This window comes from Pseudovibrio sp. Alg231-02, from assembly GCF_900143565.1.
Classification (GTDB): Bacteria; Pseudomonadota; Alphaproteobacteria; order Rhizobiales; family Stappiaceae; genus Pseudovibrio.
Genome location: NZ_FREX01000001.1, coordinates 460,206 through 475,490 on the forward strand (window position 1 = coordinate 460,206; position 15,285 = coordinate 475,490).

Annotated in this window: 17 protein-coding genes; all 17 read right to left on the reverse strand. The window is 49.0% G+C overall.

Annotation, left to right across the window (positions count from 1 at the left end):
• Positions 1–40: 40 nt before the first annotated feature.
• Positions 41–532, reverse strand: a complete 492-nt coding sequence (locus DHN43_RS01785) for a flagellar basal body-associated FliL family protein (protein ID WP_057466040.1) — start codon at positions 530–532, stop codon at positions 41–43.
• Positions 533–538: 6 nt separating this feature from the next.
• The gene (locus DHN43_RS01790) at positions 539–991 is read right to left on the reverse strand and encodes a hypothetical protein (RefSeq protein ID WP_063293137.1); all 453 of its coding nucleotides are present in this window, start codon (positions 989–991) and stop codon (positions 539–541) included.
• Positions 992–1,486 (reverse strand): rod-binding protein, encoded by a 495-nt coding sequence (locus DHN43_RS01795; protein ID WP_108817536.1) that lies wholly within the window; start codon positions 1,484–1,486, stop codon positions 992–994.
• 61 nt (positions 1,487–1,547) lie between these two features.
• Positions 1,548–1,952 carry a hypothetical protein gene (locus DHN43_RS01800; RefSeq protein WP_108817537.1) on the reverse strand — a complete coding sequence of 135 codons (405 nt, stop codon included), beginning with the start codon at positions 1,950–1,952 and terminating at the stop codon, positions 1,548–1,550.
• A gap of 4 nt (positions 1,953–1,956) precedes the next feature.
• The gene (locus DHN43_RS01805; protein WP_208994788.1) at positions 1,957–2,712 is read right to left on the reverse strand and encodes a flagellar biosynthetic protein FliR; all 756 of its coding nucleotides are present in this window, start codon (positions 2,710–2,712) and stop codon (positions 1,957–1,959) included.
• Positions 2,709–4,790, reverse strand: a complete 2,082-nt coding sequence (flhA, locus tag DHN43_RS01810) for a flagellar biosynthesis protein FlhA (protein ID WP_108817538.1) — start codon at positions 4,788–4,790, stop codon at positions 2,709–2,711. Before flhA ends, DHN43_RS01805 begins: the two co-directional genes overlap by 4 nt.
• A gap of 143 nt (positions 4,791–4,933) precedes the next feature.
• Positions 4,934–5,200 (reverse strand): flagellar biosynthesis protein FliQ, encoded by a 267-nt coding sequence (fliQ, locus tag DHN43_RS01815; RefSeq protein WP_063288348.1) that lies wholly within the window; start codon positions 5,198–5,200, stop codon positions 4,934–4,936.
• Between the two features lie 23 nt (positions 5,201–5,223).
• Positions 5,224–5,724, reverse strand: coding sequence for a flagellar hook assembly protein FlgD (gene flgD / locus DHN43_RS01820; protein WP_208985674.1), 501 nt, complete (start codon positions 5,722–5,724; stop codon positions 5,224–5,226).
• An 11-nt stretch (positions 5,725–5,735) separates the two neighbouring features.
• The gene (gene flbT / locus DHN43_RS01825) at positions 5,736–6,179 is read right to left on the reverse strand and encodes a flagellar biosynthesis repressor FlbT (protein WP_108817539.1); all 444 of its coding nucleotides are present in this window, start codon (positions 6,177–6,179) and stop codon (positions 5,736–5,738) included.
• A 15-nt stretch (positions 6,180–6,194) separates the two neighbouring features.
• A complete protein-coding gene (gene flaF, locus DHN43_RS01830) occupies positions 6,195–6,542 on the reverse strand; it encodes a flagellar biosynthesis regulator FlaF (RefSeq protein ID WP_108817540.1) in 348 nt (115 codons plus the stop codon).
• A gap of 41 nt (positions 6,543–6,583) precedes the next feature.
• Positions 6,584–7,657 (reverse strand): flagellin N-terminal helical domain-containing protein, encoded by a 1,074-nt coding sequence (locus DHN43_RS01835; RefSeq protein WP_063303769.1) that lies wholly within the window; start codon positions 7,655–7,657, stop codon positions 6,584–6,586.
• A 1-nt stretch (position 7,658) separates the two neighbouring features.
• Positions 7,659–9,089, reverse strand: coding sequence for a flagellar hook-associated protein FlgK (gene flgK, locus DHN43_RS01840; RefSeq protein ID WP_108817541.1), 1,431 nt, complete (start codon positions 9,087–9,089; stop codon positions 7,659–7,661).
• A 10-nt stretch (positions 9,090–9,099) separates the two neighbouring features.
• Positions 9,100–10,326, reverse strand: coding sequence for a flagellar hook protein FlgE (locus tag DHN43_RS01845; protein WP_108817542.1), 1,227 nt, complete (start codon positions 10,324–10,326; stop codon positions 9,100–9,102).
• 89 nt (positions 10,327–10,415) lie between these two features.
• On the reverse strand, positions 10,416–10,991 hold the full coding sequence (locus tag DHN43_RS01850) for a transglycosylase SLT domain-containing protein (protein ID WP_108817543.1): 576 nt from the start codon (positions 10,989–10,991) through the stop codon (positions 10,416–10,418).
• Entirely contained in the window at positions 10,948–12,321 is a 1,374-nt protein-coding gene (locus tag DHN43_RS01855) for a flagellar hook-length control protein FliK (protein ID WP_108817544.1), read from the reverse strand. Before DHN43_RS01855 ends, DHN43_RS01850 begins: the two co-directional genes overlap by 44 nt.
• Positions 12,321–13,559, reverse strand: coding sequence for a hypothetical protein (locus DHN43_RS01860; RefSeq protein ID WP_108817545.1), 1,239 nt, complete (start codon positions 13,557–13,559; stop codon positions 12,321–12,323). The genes DHN43_RS01855 and DHN43_RS01860 overlap by 1 nt, the downstream gene beginning before the upstream one ends.
• Positions 13,559–15,280: a flagellar motor protein MotB gene (locus DHN43_RS01865; protein WP_108817546.1), complete on the reverse strand. Its 1,722-nt coding sequence runs from the start codon at positions 15,278–15,280 to the stop codon at positions 13,559–13,561. Before DHN43_RS01865 ends, DHN43_RS01860 begins: the two co-directional genes overlap by 1 nt.
• Positions 15,281–15,285 lie beyond the last annotated feature (5 nt).

Below are 15,285 nucleotides of genomic sequence, written 5' to 3' on the forward strand. Positions count from 1 at the left end.
ATACTGGCAATTCATCTAGATAATCATCGTCGTCGATACACTATGAAGCCGCTGCCTGTTTGGCAGCATTTTCAACAATGTTGTCCCTCAAACTCGCAGGCACATGGAATGTAAAGTCCTGAATGAGGACGTCCTGCACGATATCTGTCGCGAAGCGTTCGTTGACGCGGTCACGGACCTCGTCGGTCAACTCCTTCAGGTCAGATTTTTTTAGCTGGGCGAACTCTTTGTCAGCCTTGCTGTAAATGATACGGAAAGCTTCATCGACGATGAACGCATGAGGTGGAACCGCCAGCTTTGCAAGCAGTTCACTATCAACCGTGAACACAAACTGCGCCACAATATAACCGTGGATCTTGCCATCTTCGAGCACCGGAACGTTGATGGTCGGTGTGCTTTGATAATCCAGTCCTTCCAAATGCGCATTCTTTTGCAGCATCGGATCAAAGTCGGTCTTGTACAGAGCTGTAAAGTAGGCTGCACCGACGGTGACGAGACAGATCCAAACTCCGGTTACGAGAACTTTCAACATACGTTTTTACCAGCTTCCAACCAGAGATTCATAGGTGCCATCAGAGTCATGATCCTTCATCACTTGTGACAGAAGACCAGATACTTCTTTGACAGCATTAAGCTGGGTCGACAGCAGCTTCATATTAACTGCAAGCTTTTCCTGAAGTTCCTGAAGCCGGACAACGATCTCGCTTGGCAAATTTTCAGGGCCAACTGCCTTGCCCGCCATATCAAGATCAAGCATCGCGCGGCCTTTGAGATAGGCGCTCTCTTCAAGATCAATGTCACCCTTGCCGATAAGAGCTTCATTTTCAGTCGACAGCAGCTTGTCTACACGTCCGATACTTTTTGAAAGAGCAATGTAGTCTTCCGGCAAGATGTAAGCGTCGGTGTCATCAAGCTGCCCAGTATCCTGAACCACTGGTTTTTCGTCATGTAAAACCAGTTCCTTGTGCTCACTGTCGATCATCTCAGACATTTATGCCTCTTGCTTTGGGAGAGTTGGACGAATGGTATCTGGCAGGAGCATTTCTGCCAGACCAAGAGAACCTGTTTTGGCGAGTTGGTTTGCGAGCTGCTCCGCCATCAAACCTTTCCACATGGTGCCTGCTGTCCCGCCGCCATAGACGTTTTCAGTCTCCTTTGGCAGCATGGATTTTACGAAGGTCTGCAAGACAGCACTTTCCAGCTTCTCACCGAGATCAGACGTCTCAAGCTTCTTGGAATAGCGGTTGGCCATTGATTTTAAGCTCTCAACGCCCTCTTGCCCTCTTGCCTGAGCCGTGCCGGATGCATTGTCAGCTTCCGCCATAAATCTGGAGAAGCTGCTTGAGGCCCATGATGGCTCAGAGACGGGCAAATCCTTTGAAACGACGGTGGGAGCTTTAAGAGAGCGCGTGGCAGCTCTGACCTCAAAAGGGTCGGCTTGATTTATTACGTCCAGAACAAGATCGCTGACAGGCTGAATGGCCATGAGCACTCCCACTAGTCAAAAGAAGGGCATATATAATTGGAAAGACCCTAATTTCTCAGACTTATCTGGGCCTGACCTTCTTGGGCGCTGCCTGTAGCTCTGCGATTTCTTGAAGCTGCTTTTTCTCTTCCGTCCGGTGATAAGACACCAGAGCTTTGCCATGATGCTTTTCAGTCATGGAGGTCTGCCTCTTCTGATCAAGCAACTTGCCGAGCAACTCGCCCTTGTGCTTTTCCTTCAGAGACTTGCTTCGATTGTTGGTCTCCAGACGCCTGGAGATCGCTTGGTTCATCACTTCACGCAACTCCCCTTCATGACGTCCCCAGTGGCTGACCAACCCCTCGCTCTCTTCGTCGCACCTTTGAATTTCGCTATCAAGAACCGCGATGTCGTACTTGATCATCTGCTCTTTTTGTTCCTGAACCTTCAAAATGCGCCGGAGGCGTGTGATGCGTGCTTTATCCATGACTTTACTGCAATACCAACCAGTCGCCGAGCCCTGCATAGAAAAGACGCAACAGCTCAGTTATGATCTGCCAGAGGATGAAAAGCCCTCCCATCATAACAACAGGTAGCGCAACAAAATAGACTGGCATCTGAGGCATGAGTCTGTTTGTGAGGCCCAGAGTCAGGTTAATTACAACGCCATAGATCAAAAACGGACTTGTGATGCGTAATGCAAGCAACAGACCCTGCATCAGCTTGGTTGAGAACTGATCTAACGCCGCTGCGGGAACAAACTCTCCCCCCACCGGAATTGTCCGATAGCTCTCAGCAAGTCCAACAAAGACATCAGCGTGCGCGCCAGTGATAAACAACATGGCAGTTGCAGTGAGCGTAACCAAAGATGCCAATGGTGGCAGTTGCTGAAATTCTTCGACAATAGTGACAGGCTGGTTGAAGCTGGAAGCGTTTGCAGCCGCGCCAATCATCATCTGAAGCATTCCGAAGAAGGCTCGTCCGAATGCTGCGATCAACAGACCGATCAACAGCTCAACAAAAATGATGCGTAGCAGCTCATCTAGAGACGCAGCAGAGATGATTGGCTCAACCACCTCCAATATGAGAGGAGAGATCGCCAGGGTTGCAGATATTGCTATAAACAAACGAACACGGATCATCACACGTGGCGACGAAAAACCCGGCATGGCCATGAGGCATGCTCCGACGCGGCAAAAGACCACGAAGACGCTTAGGATTGCCTCAGGAGCATTTTCCAAGGTCACGAAATTGATCCCAATGCCTCGATATCAACACCGCGGGCCACTTCCATATGAGAGAGAATTGGCAGTGCGGGGAACATACGCTCGGTGATCATGCGCACGTACTGACGTGCTTCCGGAGCAACGACGACAGCAAATCGCTGACCTGAAGAGATATGCTCGCGAATAACTTCCGCACTGTCTTTTGCGAATTCTTCAACCTGTGAAGGCTCCATATCGAACTCAATGACTTCACCATTTGCGTCGCGGCGAAGTGCCTGATGAAATGCAAGGTCCCAGCGGTTCCCCAGGCGGAGCACTTTCAGGCTTCCATCTCCGGCAATATCACCACAAATTTGTGTCGCCATGCGAATGCGCACGTGATCAGCAATTTGCTCAGGTCTGCGTGCATGAGGTGCGATCTCCGCAATCGCTTCCATGATCAATGACAGATTTCGAATGGAGATACGCTCTGCAAGCAGCAGCTTAAGCACGGCCTGCAAGCCAGAGTATGAGATATGTTGCGGGCAGATATCATCAATCAGGCGTGTGTAAGCTGGATCAAGGCGATCTAAGAGCTTACGCATATCTTTATAGGAGAGAAGCTGCGAGAGGTTATTTCTGATCACTTCAGACAAATGTGTCAGCACAACTGAAAGGTTATCGACGGTCGTATAACCTTGACGTTTTACTTCATGCTCAAAAGCGGTCGGGATCCACATAGCCTGCATACCAAACGCAGGTTCGCGGGTTTCGGTTCCCGGAAGAGCTGGCAGCTCCCGATTGCCACCGATCACCATCAGTTCACCAACTTTGATGTTCTCAGAAGCGACAATCGTACCGTGGATACGGAACTCGTAACTCTTCGGCTCTAGATTGAGGTTATCCGTAACCTTGATCTCCGGAACCACAAATCCATATTGCTCAGCAAACTTCTTACGCATCTTGTTGATGCGGTTTCCAATTTCAGGCTTTGCTGCCAAAAGACGGGCTGTGAGCTGCTTGCCAAGACGCATCTCAATTTCAGAAAGTTCAAGACTGTCCTTCACGGACTCTTTCTTGACTTCCTTCTGCATCTCAACTTTTTGCAGCTCGGCTTTCGCGAGCTCCGCCTTGGCTTCCGCTGCCTTTTTGGGAATAACGTAGGCAGAAAACCCAAACACACCACTCAAGAAAACAAACGGCAGGAATGGAAGCCCCGGAAGCAGCGACAGTAATAAAAGCAGCAGTGACGCGACAGCGAGCGCGCGCGGATATCCAGCCAGCTGCCCCATTACAGCTTGCTCAGCTGACCCTCTGGTCCCACCTTTCGAGACAAGAAGACCTGCTGCAAGAGAAACGATCAGCGCCGGAATCTGTGAAACAAGACCATCACCAACAGACAGTTTAGTGAAAACGTCGGCAGCCTCAGCTAAGTCCATGTTGTAGCGCGTAACGCCAATAACGATGCCACCCAAAATATTCACAACGGTGATGATCAATCCAGCGACAGCATCACCGCGCACGAACTTCGAGGCGCCGTCCATAGCACCAAAGAAGGAGCTTTCCTCTTCCAGCTCTGCACGTCTGTGCTGCGCTTCCTTGTCATCAATCATACCAGCAGACAGATCGGCATCAATAGCCATCTGCTTGCCGGGAATACCATCAAGGGTAAAACGTGCACCAACTTCCGCGATACGACTTGCACCTTTGGTGATCACCAAAAAGTTCACCGTTACAAGGATCGCAAAGACGATGAGGCCGATGACAAAATCACCGCTCATGACAAACTGAGAAAAGCCGTTGATCACATACCCAGCGGCGAGCGGTCCTTCATGGCCGTTTGCCAGAATAACGCGCGTTGTCGCAATGTTCAGCGCAAGCCGAAGCATGGTCGCGATCAATAGAATGGTCGGAAATGAGGAAAACTCTAAGGGACGCTGGATCCAGAGCGAAACCATCAGGATCAAAACCGATAATGCAACTGATATTGCAAGGCCGAAATCGATCATAAACGTTGGCATGGGAAGAAATAGCACAGACAGAATGAAGATAATTCCGACTGCAAATCCAATATCACGTTTGCTGTTTGGAGCAGCAATTCCCGTCACTGTCTGAGACATTCGCACCCTTCAATTCGGTATAAGCATACTGCGCTACTTAGGCCGAAACATTGGAGAAGGAAGCTTGTGTGAGGGTGGTCTGGAGGGAAATCAGCGTGAGCTATCCCCTCCTTGCTTATTGCGGCAAACCTGAAAAAGCAGGTTTAAAACCCGTATTCGATGCGTCCGTAGACCATCTCGGTCAACGAGAATATCTGGGAGCCGATATACGGGCCAGTCATGGCAATCAAAATAAAGATCACAACAATCTTCGGAATGAACGTAAGTGTCATTTCCTGAATTTGTGTGAGCGCTTGAAACAGAGCGATAATCAAACCAACAAACATGGCCCCACCAACGGCGGGACCAGTTGCTGTAATCACAGTCCAAATTGCGGTACGCACAATATCGAGTGCATCTGCCTCATTCATTGCTTTATGATCTCACTTCACCATTAAGATGTAGCATCAGACTCGTCAGGAGTGTCGGTATCAGCAGGGGTGTCAGTGTCAGTCGTCGCAGCAGGTGCAGGACGAGAAATCTGAATACCAGGCACCAGAGCCACTTTTGTCCCATCTTCCAGAGTTGCAATCGAGCCATCTGTAAGGATCTGAACGGACTTGATTTTACCAGTCATGGTTTCCGTACCATCCGCATTAGGCACCTCAACTGTCGCACCGATCAGATTATTGGCCTGATTGATGGAGTTCTGCTGAAGCATGGATGTCAGATGCGTGTTCGTTTTAGTGGACTGCTCCACAGCGGAGAACTGCGCCAACTGGCCCATATACTCAGCAGTATCCAACGGATCTGTCGGATCCTGGCTCTTAAGAGACTCCATGAACAGCATTAGAAACGCATTGTAATCTAAGTAAGCTTGCTCACTGCCCTGTGGTTTGAAGACAGGTTCATTGTTTTGAGTAGTATTTGCAGAAGATACTGGATCAACACTCATGTTTTTGTCCTTTAATTCTCGCCAACTGCACGCGCGAACGGCATAACAACTGTTTCGGGCTGATCATCATCTTGCTTTTCGGACCAGATCGCCATCTCGATCTCAAAAAGCTTCTTCAGCGTGCGAAGTGCGTCAAAATAGCGTTTCTTTTTGATCTGAGCTTCAACAGTCGCAAGCCCCTCAAGAAGTTCAGTATTTTCAATAGCCATATGGATAGATGCAAGCATTAAGAGAGCTCGCTGAAGACTATCCATTTCCGTCTTGGGATCAATCAGAGCAGTCTGAATATAGAAATACAACTGACGCAGAGGAGTCGTCGTATCTTCTGGCTGCATAACATAAGCTTCGAGAAGAAAACTCGCGTCATTCAAAAGCTTCACCGAAGTCTTCTGCTCAAATGATAGAACAGCACCATTGATGAAGACCTTCTCACCCGCTTTTAAGTGCAAACGCATTGGATATTCCCTCGCTCAACTCAAGCCGTCACGAACAAGCTCGTTGATTTCAATAAGACTATGAAAATCATCGGAGTTTCCCGACCTGATCAAATCAGCCTGCTTCACGCACCAAATTCCGATTGAAATTAGATCGGCCCTTAACTCGGCAGGAAGCGCGTTTTCAGGATTACCCAGATCGTCGATTAGAATACTCCACAGTCGATGGACTGAAGTTAATGCTTGTGCTGCCTCATTAGAGCTACTTCCAGCATCTTTAGCTGCTTGCAGTTGTGCAACTACAAGTGAGAATAACTCACGCTCTTGCCCTCTTCGATCATAAGAAGAGTCTTCAAGAGCTTCTGCATAAGACATTTGATACATTCAACACTCCTAGAGAAATTCAACTCGTCTCTTCTAATGACCTACAAATATCTCATGATATTTAGATCTTTGATCTTGGCAGTAATTGAATAAGTTGCCTCTAACTGAGTTTGAGCTTGACTCAACTCGACAGCAGCACGGTTCTCATCGACGTTTTCAAGATCAATGATCCGGGCGTTCAAAACATCTCGTTTAGCTTCAATGTCAGTGTTCGTGCGTGTTACATTAGCCTTAATCGCACCATTGGTAGCCGAAACATCGATTGTCTTACCAACACCTACATTCAGATGATTGATTGCTCGGTCGAAAATGAGCTCCTGAGCTCCTTCTCCAATGTCAAATTTTCCGAAAACTGCTACCATTGCGTAGCCTTTAGCCAATTCACTAAATGCTTTTGAATTTGCCGTACCTGAACCGTCCGTGGTGACCCCAGGACTGATCGTCGTCAACATTTTCTCTGTAGTTGCGGAAGTCCATGTCGGCGACCAACTAGCATCAAAAATACTATTGAATTCGGGACTATCTAAAAAAGCCTCCCAAGAAGCATCAGGCAGCGCCTCAATAAGCGCAGTATCAGTACCAATAGTTAACCCTGTGACAGCAAAGAACGCTTGCTCAATCGCCTGTTCAGGACCTGCGGGGTCTGCAGCCGACGGTGTTGGTGACACGTAATCGAAATCGCGAACTGGCGGAGTCCCTGTATTAATTCCGCCAAATACATACACTCCACCCACATTCGAATTTAAGGCATTTGTCAACTTGCCCAGTTCTGTATAAGCCAGTTCCGAAGCAGTCTTTAAAGTACCAGCATCTTTCTGCAATGCTACCAAGTTCGAACGAAAGTCCGTTGCACTTTTTTCAACATTATCCAGTGCTGTATCCATTACCTCAAAACGGGTAATGACCTGCTTATTTGTGTTCAGCTGGCTTACCATCTGTGAGTATTCAGAACGGAAAGATGTTGCCATCCCGGTCTGTGCACCTAAGGTTAAGCCAAAATCAGCATGTTTCTTTGAAGCGTTTTCGATTACCGCTTTATCTAACTGCGCTCTGTGCTCGATGAGATAGTCAGTTAAACGCAAAGAACTCGACAATGTAGAAACTGAATAGACCATTTTATCTCACTGCTCCCAAGAGCTCTTTGAACATATTGTCAACCGTCGTCATCAAACGAGCAGACGCAGAATAGGCTGTTTCAATTGTAAGAAGGCGCTGCATCTCAGTATCAATGTTGACACCAGTCGTATTTGACAGCATTTGAGCATTTGAACTAAACGCAGAGGCCTTCAACGTCGAATTCTCAGTCGCGACCTTGCGCTCAGCACTAAACCAACTCACCGTATTTGCAGTAAAATCCTGCAAGGTGGAATTAGCAGTTACCCCAGTGGCCCCGGTAAAAGACTGCACAGCATTAAGTTTATCTGTATAGCCGCGAAGCAGATCTGAATAACCAGCAGCATCACCCGTATTGTGCTCGTAACCAGCCGTGATGCCACCGTCACGAAGCAAGGTAACATCTGCCGCAACCAATGGGTTTACCTGCAAACGACTAACAGCATCCGCAGTGGTAGGTCCATCAAGGATAAAGAAACCAGGCCCATCACTTGTACCCGGAGCAGGCTGCGGTTCTCTAAAAGTCTCAACCAACGCGTCCGCGACGGCATTAAGCTGCGTTTGCATCGTAACAAGAGTTTCATCTCTCGCTTTGGCATAACCAGCAATTGCTCCACCAGTGACTGGGGCAGTCGCACCAGGTCCTGCGACAGAAATACCATCTACAAGTATATTATTCCCGACATCTCCAGACCCTAAATGAAGAGAGGTGTCGAATGTAACTTCGCGCGCACTTTTCTCAAAAAGAGTGACGCCACTGTCGGTATAGATCGCCACCCCGTTATTGTTCTGCTGAAGAACTTCGATACCTATTTCTTCAGAGAGAACCTTTAACATTTCATCGCGTTGATCCATCAACGCGTTGACGTCCGTACCGGCAGCAGTGCCTAGAACGATTTTATCGTTAACACCCTCAAGATCAGAGAGGATATTATTTATATTGTCTACCGCACGCCCCATAGCTGCATCAGAGTTCAAGCGCGCTTCTTTAAGTGTCTCAGAAGACTGCTTCAATCCATCAACTAGGCTATGACCAGCATTTAAAACCGAAAGTCCGAGCACCTTATTTGACGGATCATTGCTGTAAGCAACAAGTGTCTCATTCAGCGTACCCATTGCAGTCGCAGTACTTGTACCAAAAGGCACTTGTCCTGACGGGTTAAGCTGATCAAGCAGTTTAGCGTAGGAACCCGCGGCAATGGCAGCACTACCTGTCTTCAGGGTTGCTTTAAATGCTGCTTGATTGACCATGCGAGATGCATGAGAAACATAAACAACTGATCCGGTATCAGTAACAATGTTCTGTACGCTTGCTTCTACGCGAGTGTAGTTCGGATTATTGACATTAGCGACATTGCGGGACGCAATTGCCATCTCAGCTGAGCGAGCTGCGATGGAAGATTGCGCCGTAAGCATTGCAGAGGTAAGAGACATATCAGAGCCCTTAGCGCAGGTTGTTCAGTTCTTGGAGCAACTCAGAACTCGCATTAAACACTTTTGTGTTTGCGCTGTATGTACGCTGAGCCTGAACCATCTCCGTCAGTTCAGCTGCAAGATCAACGTTTGATCCTTCAACTGCACCTGAATAGAGAGAGCCGAAACCATTATCGCCCGGGAAGCCCACCGCCGGATCACCAGAAGCATCAGTTGCGGCATAAACGTTTCCGCTTTTCGCCTGCAGGCCATCAGGGTTAGAAAAGTTTACAATCTGGATCTGATCAAGAAGTTTCTCAGCACTACTACCGTACACGCCAAACACGCGTCCATCAGATTCAATACGAATATTTTGAATTGTTGATGGCTTATAGCCGTCAACATCCACTTTATTGACACTGAACTTTTCACCGGCAGTCACTGTCTTACTTAGATCAAGCGTAACATTCCCACCGTTCGGCACCTTAAAGTTAAAGTCTGAGGGAGAGCCCGCGACAAGCTTACCTTCACCTGTAAACTCCAGCTCAAAAGGAGCTGCCGGTGGCGCTGGCACGGATATATCATCGCCAGCGGCGTTCGAAGCCTGCACAATCCACTTTGAACTAACGACATCACTTGTCGGATCAGTTGGATCAACATGCGTCTGCTCTGTTTTGGTATAGACAATATCAATCTTTACCGCATTACCATTCTGATCAAACGTTGTAATCGACGTCTTATAGTCGCCATCAGGAAGACCGGTTACTGGAGGTGCAGTAGGCGTAGGCGTACTAGAGGCCAAGTTAACACCGAGCTCACCCTGCGAGCTCGCCTGCCAAACAGGAGTGCTAAGATCAACGGTTACGGGCGTTCCACCTGCTGAAAGCAGTTTGTAGCCGCCGGAGTTTACCATCTGACCGTTCTTATCGAGAACGAAATCACCAGCACGCGTGAAGTAGGTACCGCCCTGAGAGTCTTCTACCTGAAAGAAGCCATTCCCATTGATCGCGAGATCAGTACCGCGGGAGGTAAAGTTGAAAGCACCTTGTTGACGGACGGACTGAACAACGGTTGTGTTCACGATGCCGGATTCATGGCCAGAGCTACTACCAGAACCAACAAGGGAAGAGAATGCTGTTTTGTAGCGTTTGTAGCCTACGGTGTTCGCGTTTGAGATATTGTCTGCGACAGTTGAGAGTTTGTTCGACTGCGCGTTCATACCTGACACGCTGGTATTCATAATTCCGTAGAGGCCCATGGTGTGCTCCTGGCTACATCAATTGCAAAATTAACTCGTGGCAGTAAAGCTTGTTAATCTTGTCTGAGCCTGACCCGAAACCTGTTGAATTATTTACAAAATTTTAATGAGTTCGGCGTCCATCGCCCGTAGCCAGACGCGACGATATTTTTGATCACGCGGCATACATAACGCTTTTGCGCAGGATTGTTGTTTGGCCCGGCATGGTACCTGGCGACGGCCATGGTCCAGCTCTTCTCACGCCGCTTCAACTCAGAGAGAAATCTTGCTGCATAAGCAACATTTTGCGAAGGATCGAGCATTGCACGGAGATCGGAGAACTTACTGAGATGGTAGTAAATGTTGATCTGCATACAGCCAACATCAATCAGTTTCACACCCCGATTTCGCGATCTTTTTATCGCAGCGAGCGCTTCTGTTGCGCTGTCGGCGAAGTAGGCCTTGCCAGCGATATTGAGAGCATAGGGATGTAATGAGTTTTTGCGGCCTGTCTCAGTCAGACCAACCGCATAAAGGATCCCAAGCGGCACGTTGTATTGCTGTGCTGCTTCCTGCATCTGACGCTCACACAGGCGGATGGCCTTCTTCTTTCCAGCCGCCTGCGCAGAGAGTGCTATCAGACTACAAATAGATGCCGCTGCGAATATCTTGAGCGTCCGCTTCATTCTGCCCTACCCCGGCATGATCCGCATGTGGTTGGTCGTCCCAGTTTTGCTGAGCCCCAGCTTCACCGCTATCTCCATCAGAGTTCTCTCCCCGACCGAACCGTTCCTGATTTTGCCCAGGCTGACGCATTTGATCAGAGACTTCCTCTTTGAAGTTGACGGTGATGTTTTGTGTCTCAGTGCGATACCCAGCATCTTGCAGAACACGTGCCAATGCCTGTCGATCACCCTTCAGCATATCCGCTGCTTCCCGGGTGTTCGTGACAAGAGAGATTTCCAACTCACCACCGCGCATTTGGATATTTGCACGAACAGCACCAAGATTGTCCGGCCGCAGCTGGATCTCGAGCGATTTAACAGGCTTTGCCGCTTTTGCATCAGCAGCTTGAGCTGCCAACTCCTGAGCTGTATTTGCTGCGGATGCTGCTTGAGAGAGTTGCTTGGACAAAGCACTGGCGACCTGTTGCGCAGGACGTCCCAACTCAGCAGGTGGAAGATACGTCTCAAGACTGACCACTTTAACTTCACCGCCCACTGCAGGTTTGCCAGCATTTTGGTTTACAGAGGCGTCTGGTTGCGATTTGCCTTGCTTTAGCAGAAAGTCAGCTGATAGCTGCTTAGCTCCGGTTGCGTTTCCTTCTGCCTGAGGCAAGTTGATTGCACCGCTGCCTTCAAGCTTTGGGCCAGCATTAGCAGACTTAAGACTGCCGACTTCTGAGGTACCCTGCCCCTGAGCAGTTCCGCTCGTTTTCGCGGTACCTGATTTCGCATCGGCGTCGCCGTTCAAGGCCTTCAACTCTTTTGAGCTTAACGCGTTCAGAACCTGAGCCATCGTCCCATCTCGACTGGTGACGGTAGAGCCGGTCATATTAGCGAGACCGGTCATTGAACTCATCTGCAAGCCAGCTTTTTGCTCAGCTGTCATTGCTGCATTGACAACAAGCTGCTTGGCCAACAACTCATCCGTAAGCAATTCTGCAGCGCTTGAAACCTTTTGAGCGGCTTCAGCCTCACCTTTCGCAACAGTATCGTCAGCTCCGTCGGCGTCAGATGAACCTGCGCCAGCCTTTTTCAAAAGGTCTTTGAGAGCTTCTGAAGCATCAGAATCGCTTTTATCAGACTTACTCTCTGTTGATGCAGATTTTGTATCTTTTTTCTCGTTAGAAGTATCTCGGCGATCCGGGATCTTTTTGTCATCCCGAACTTTATCGATAACCTTATCAAACCCGTTCGCACGGTCATCTTTTTCGGAACGAGCGGAATCTTTACGAGTATCTACAGTGTCTTTGACAGGAGCACTACGATCTACATTGGGAAGAGTTGCATTCATCAAAACTCGGCCTCTTTCAGCGCTTCATCTGCATCGTTTAGTGCGTTTTTAAATGGGACTAACACTTCAGTGTCATAAAGTTTCTCATCCAGCCCAACGTGTGGAACGTAAGGGACATACTCGGAGGCAGCAGGCGTTTCAGGTTGTGGCCACTCCCGAATAGTATTTGCCATAGCGATTGCAGCAGCCTGGATCAATTGGTTACCCGCACTTAAATCTGCAGCCTTTACCTCAACCAAACCGGAGATTGCCTGTTCCCATTCTTCACCAGAAGCTTTGGCAGCAGAAAGATAAAGCTTGGCTTCGCTCACACGCTCTACATCATCTGAATTGAGATCAAGAAATGCGGCGCTTCCTTTAACTGCAAAAGCGGTATTCCCACTTATCAAAGCAGCTTTGGCGAGGCGAAGGAGAAGGATGCTTTGAGACTCCTCGTCAAACTCTGATACCAGCTGGAACACACGGTCCCACTCGTCTTCTTGCTTCAGGTAATCAGAACCGCTGATCACATCAGCGACCGTGTCCCGAAATTCAGAGGCAAATACAGAGGAGCTATATTGGAACAGATACCGACGAGACAGTCTCTCGAACTTTTCTGTATCGCCCAGCTCTGCAACCATTGGCGCTTGTCTGCGCAATGCGCTCTCTTCCACAAGCGTCCCAGGCATCATCAAGCGCGCAAGATCAAAATAACGTTGTGCGCCTGCCGAGTCATTATTGGAAATCAAGATCGCCTGCGCCAGAGCCACCTGACCTGCAACAGCTACCGGAAGCGTTATTGGATCGACCTTTAACAACAAGTTCAACGCCATTTGGCGATTGCCTTGCGAGTAGGCCATGGCGCCGGCAAACAGGTTTGGATCACCTGTAAACTTTACACCCTGAACCGCAAGCTCCTGAAAAACTGACCCAGATCCGCCACTGAGCATAAATGAAACAGCAGCACGTGAGTTTTTCTCCAACTTCCAAATCTCAGGATCCAGCCGAAGGAACCGACGGCCAATCACAATGAGAGAAGGTTGCAGCAAGTTGTAAGCTTCGAGATTCCCCTTAATGATCTCATCTTGAAGAATCTGCAGCTCCAGAACCATAAGATCAGGATCCGCTGTCGACACCATCTGGGCTGATGCTGGCTGAAGATTCATTGCAACAGGACTTGCGGCTAAAATCAGCGCAGTGGTCAGTAGTCCAGATCTCAGCAGAGAAGTTCCAGCTTTTCTTGCAGCGCTAACCAGCATCAAGCCTTCCCTTTCATCAGCATAATTTCAATACGGCGGTTCTGAGGAGCGTATGGCTCTTCAACATCCTTCAGACGGCGGTCTGCATAGCCTTCAATGCCTACGATACGGTTTTCATCCAAACCACCCCGAGTGAGCATGAAATAAGCCATGTGGGCACGAGCCGTTGACAGACGCCAGTTGTCATTGCGCTTAGATTTGAATGGCCGTGCATCTGTATGACCGCGAATTACGATCTCACCGTTCTCTTCTTCAAGAACCTTCGCAATCTGTTCCATCGCCTTCACAACATCCGGATGAGGCTCAGAGGACCCGACGGCGAACATTCCAAAGTCGTCATTGTCCATGATGCGGATCAGAACGCCATCTTGAGAGTGGGTGAATTCAATGCTCGCTCCGGTTTTCATTCCTTCAAGCGCTTCACCAACGGAGTTCGCCAGAGAGACCAGCTGTTTATTGCCTTCGTCGTCCTCATCATCACCAGATTCGGACTTCTGAGATGGCTCAGTAGGCTTTGCAGCAGGAACTACTGCGATAGTTTCAAGCTTGGCATCAGCCGGTTCAACTGGCTCTGTAACAAGATCAGGCTGTTTTATATCAACCTTCATGCTGGCGTTTTTCTGAATTTCCTCAGCGTCTTCGATCAGTGTCGGAACATCCTGCTCAGCATCGTCAGCGGCTGTTGTTCCTGCTTTCACTTCAGCGAAAACAAGGCGCGTCATCACAGCATCTTCGCCATCTGCCTCTGCCTGGCTCTTAGCAAGCTGGTTCAGAATTTCTCCCTCGGCAAAACTCTCGCCTTCACCGTCTGGAGCATCGCCAATTACAATCACAGAGTTCTCAGCGGATGCCTCGCCCGACACTGCCGGAAGGTTCTTACCTCCACGCGCCAGTTCGGAAGCTTCTTCCAAGACTTTGATTTGCTCTACTGTCAACTCATTCGCCGGAATACCTTCTTCTTTTTCATGAAGGATCGGAATTTGAGCAAGTAAAGGAGCATTTCCTGGCAGTTCATCTTCTTGCCAACCAGAGGGATCGAACGGATCGCGGAAACTGGTTCCGTCAGCCAAACCTTGCCCATCCGGATCACGGTTCGGAAGTGCGAAGAGAACCGGGGTCTTCGCCATCTTGAGCGAGCCTAAACCACCTGTTCCAGGCGAGCCGTCTGTCTCGACAGTAGATTCTGCTTCTGCAGCGAGTGCAGCAAGGATTGCATAAGGATTGTCAAAAAGCTGCGCTTCACTGTAGCGGGCATCACGCTCATAATCACGACTAATGGCATTGATTGGCTTAACACCGCCGTCTTCCGCGTTTGCACCAGCGAGTTTGGAATCCTCACCAGTCTCGCGATCGGAAACAGGTTCCGGCCTGTCCGCACCACCGCCCGATGTAGGGCCTTTCTTTTCGATACCACCAGCGCCAACGGGTTTGCCGTCGTCTACACCCTCTTCACTCTCAAGAGGAGACGGTGTTTCTTCAGGGTCCCGAATACCTTTAGGGCTTGCGGTAGAGTCCACTAATTTGATCGGATTGAAGTAGCTTGCAATACCGCGCTGAGAAGCCTCATCAGATGCATTGACCAACCACATGAGAAGGAAGAATGCCATCATCGCCGTTGCAAAATCGGCATATGCAATCTTCCATACACCAGATTTAGGGACGGTGATCATGTCGCTGTTACGCCTGCGAACGATAATCAGTTCTTGTGGTTCCAACGCCATGGCTA

Excerpts from the sequence above, each read along its gene's own strand:
- DHN43_RS01785 (WP_057466040.1), bottom strand. The coding sequence starts at position 532 with ATGTTGAAAGTTCTCGTAACCGGAGTTTGGATCTGTCTCGTCACCGTC.
- DHN43_RS01790 (WP_063293137.1), bottom strand. The coding sequence starts at position 991 with ATGTCTGAGATGATCGACAGTGAGCACAAGGAACTGGTTTTACATGAC.
- DHN43_RS01795 (WP_108817536.1), bottom strand. The coding sequence starts at position 1,486 with ATGGCCATTCAGCCTGTCAGCGATCTTGTTCTGGACGTAATAAATCAA.
- DHN43_RS01800 (WP_108817537.1), bottom strand. The coding sequence starts at position 1,952 with ATGGATAAAGCACGCATCACACGCCTCCGGCGCATTTTGAAGGTTCAG.
- flhA (WP_108817538.1), bottom strand. The coding sequence starts at position 4,790 with ATGTCTCAGACAGTGACGGGAATTGCTGCTCCAAACAGCAAACGTGAT.
- fliQ (WP_063288348.1), bottom strand. The coding sequence starts at position 5,200 with ATGAATGAGGCAGATGCACTCGATATTGTGCGTACCGCAATTTGGACT.
- flgD (WP_208985674.1), bottom strand. The coding sequence starts at position 5,724 with ATGAGTGTTGATCCAGTATCTTCTGCAAATACTACTCAAAACAATGAA.
- flbT (WP_108817539.1), bottom strand. The coding sequence starts at position 6,179 with ATGCGTTTGCACTTAAAAGCGGGTGAGAAGGTCTTCATCAATGGTGCT.
- flaF (WP_108817540.1), bottom strand. The coding sequence starts at position 6,542 with ATGTATCAAATGTCTTATGCAGAAGCTCTTGAAGACTCTTCTTATGAT.
- DHN43_RS01835 (WP_063303769.1), bottom strand. The coding sequence starts at position 7,657 with ATGGTCTATTCAGTTTCTACATTGTCGAGTTCTTTGCGTTTAACTGAC.
- flgK (WP_108817541.1), bottom strand. The coding sequence starts at position 9,089 with ATGTCTCTTACCTCTGCAATGCTTACGGCGCAATCTTCCATCGCAGCT.
- DHN43_RS01845 (WP_108817542.1), bottom strand. The coding sequence starts at position 10,326 with ATGGGCCTCTACGGAATTATGAATACCAGCGTGTCAGGTATGAACGCG.
- DHN43_RS01850 (WP_108817543.1), bottom strand. The coding sequence starts at position 10,991 with ATGAAGCGGACGCTCAAGATATTCGCAGCGGCATCTATTTGTAGTCTG.
- DHN43_RS01855 (WP_108817544.1), bottom strand. The coding sequence starts at position 12,321 with ATGAATGCAACTCTTCCCAATGTAGATCGTAGTGCTCCTGTCAAAGAC.
- DHN43_RS01860 (WP_108817545.1), bottom strand. The coding sequence starts at position 13,559 with ATGCTGGTTAGCGCTGCAAGAAAAGCTGGAACTTCTCTGCTGAGATCT.
- DHN43_RS01865 (WP_108817546.1), bottom strand. The coding sequence starts at position 15,280 with ATGGCGTTGGAACCACAAGAACTGATTATCGTTCGCAGGCGTAACAGC.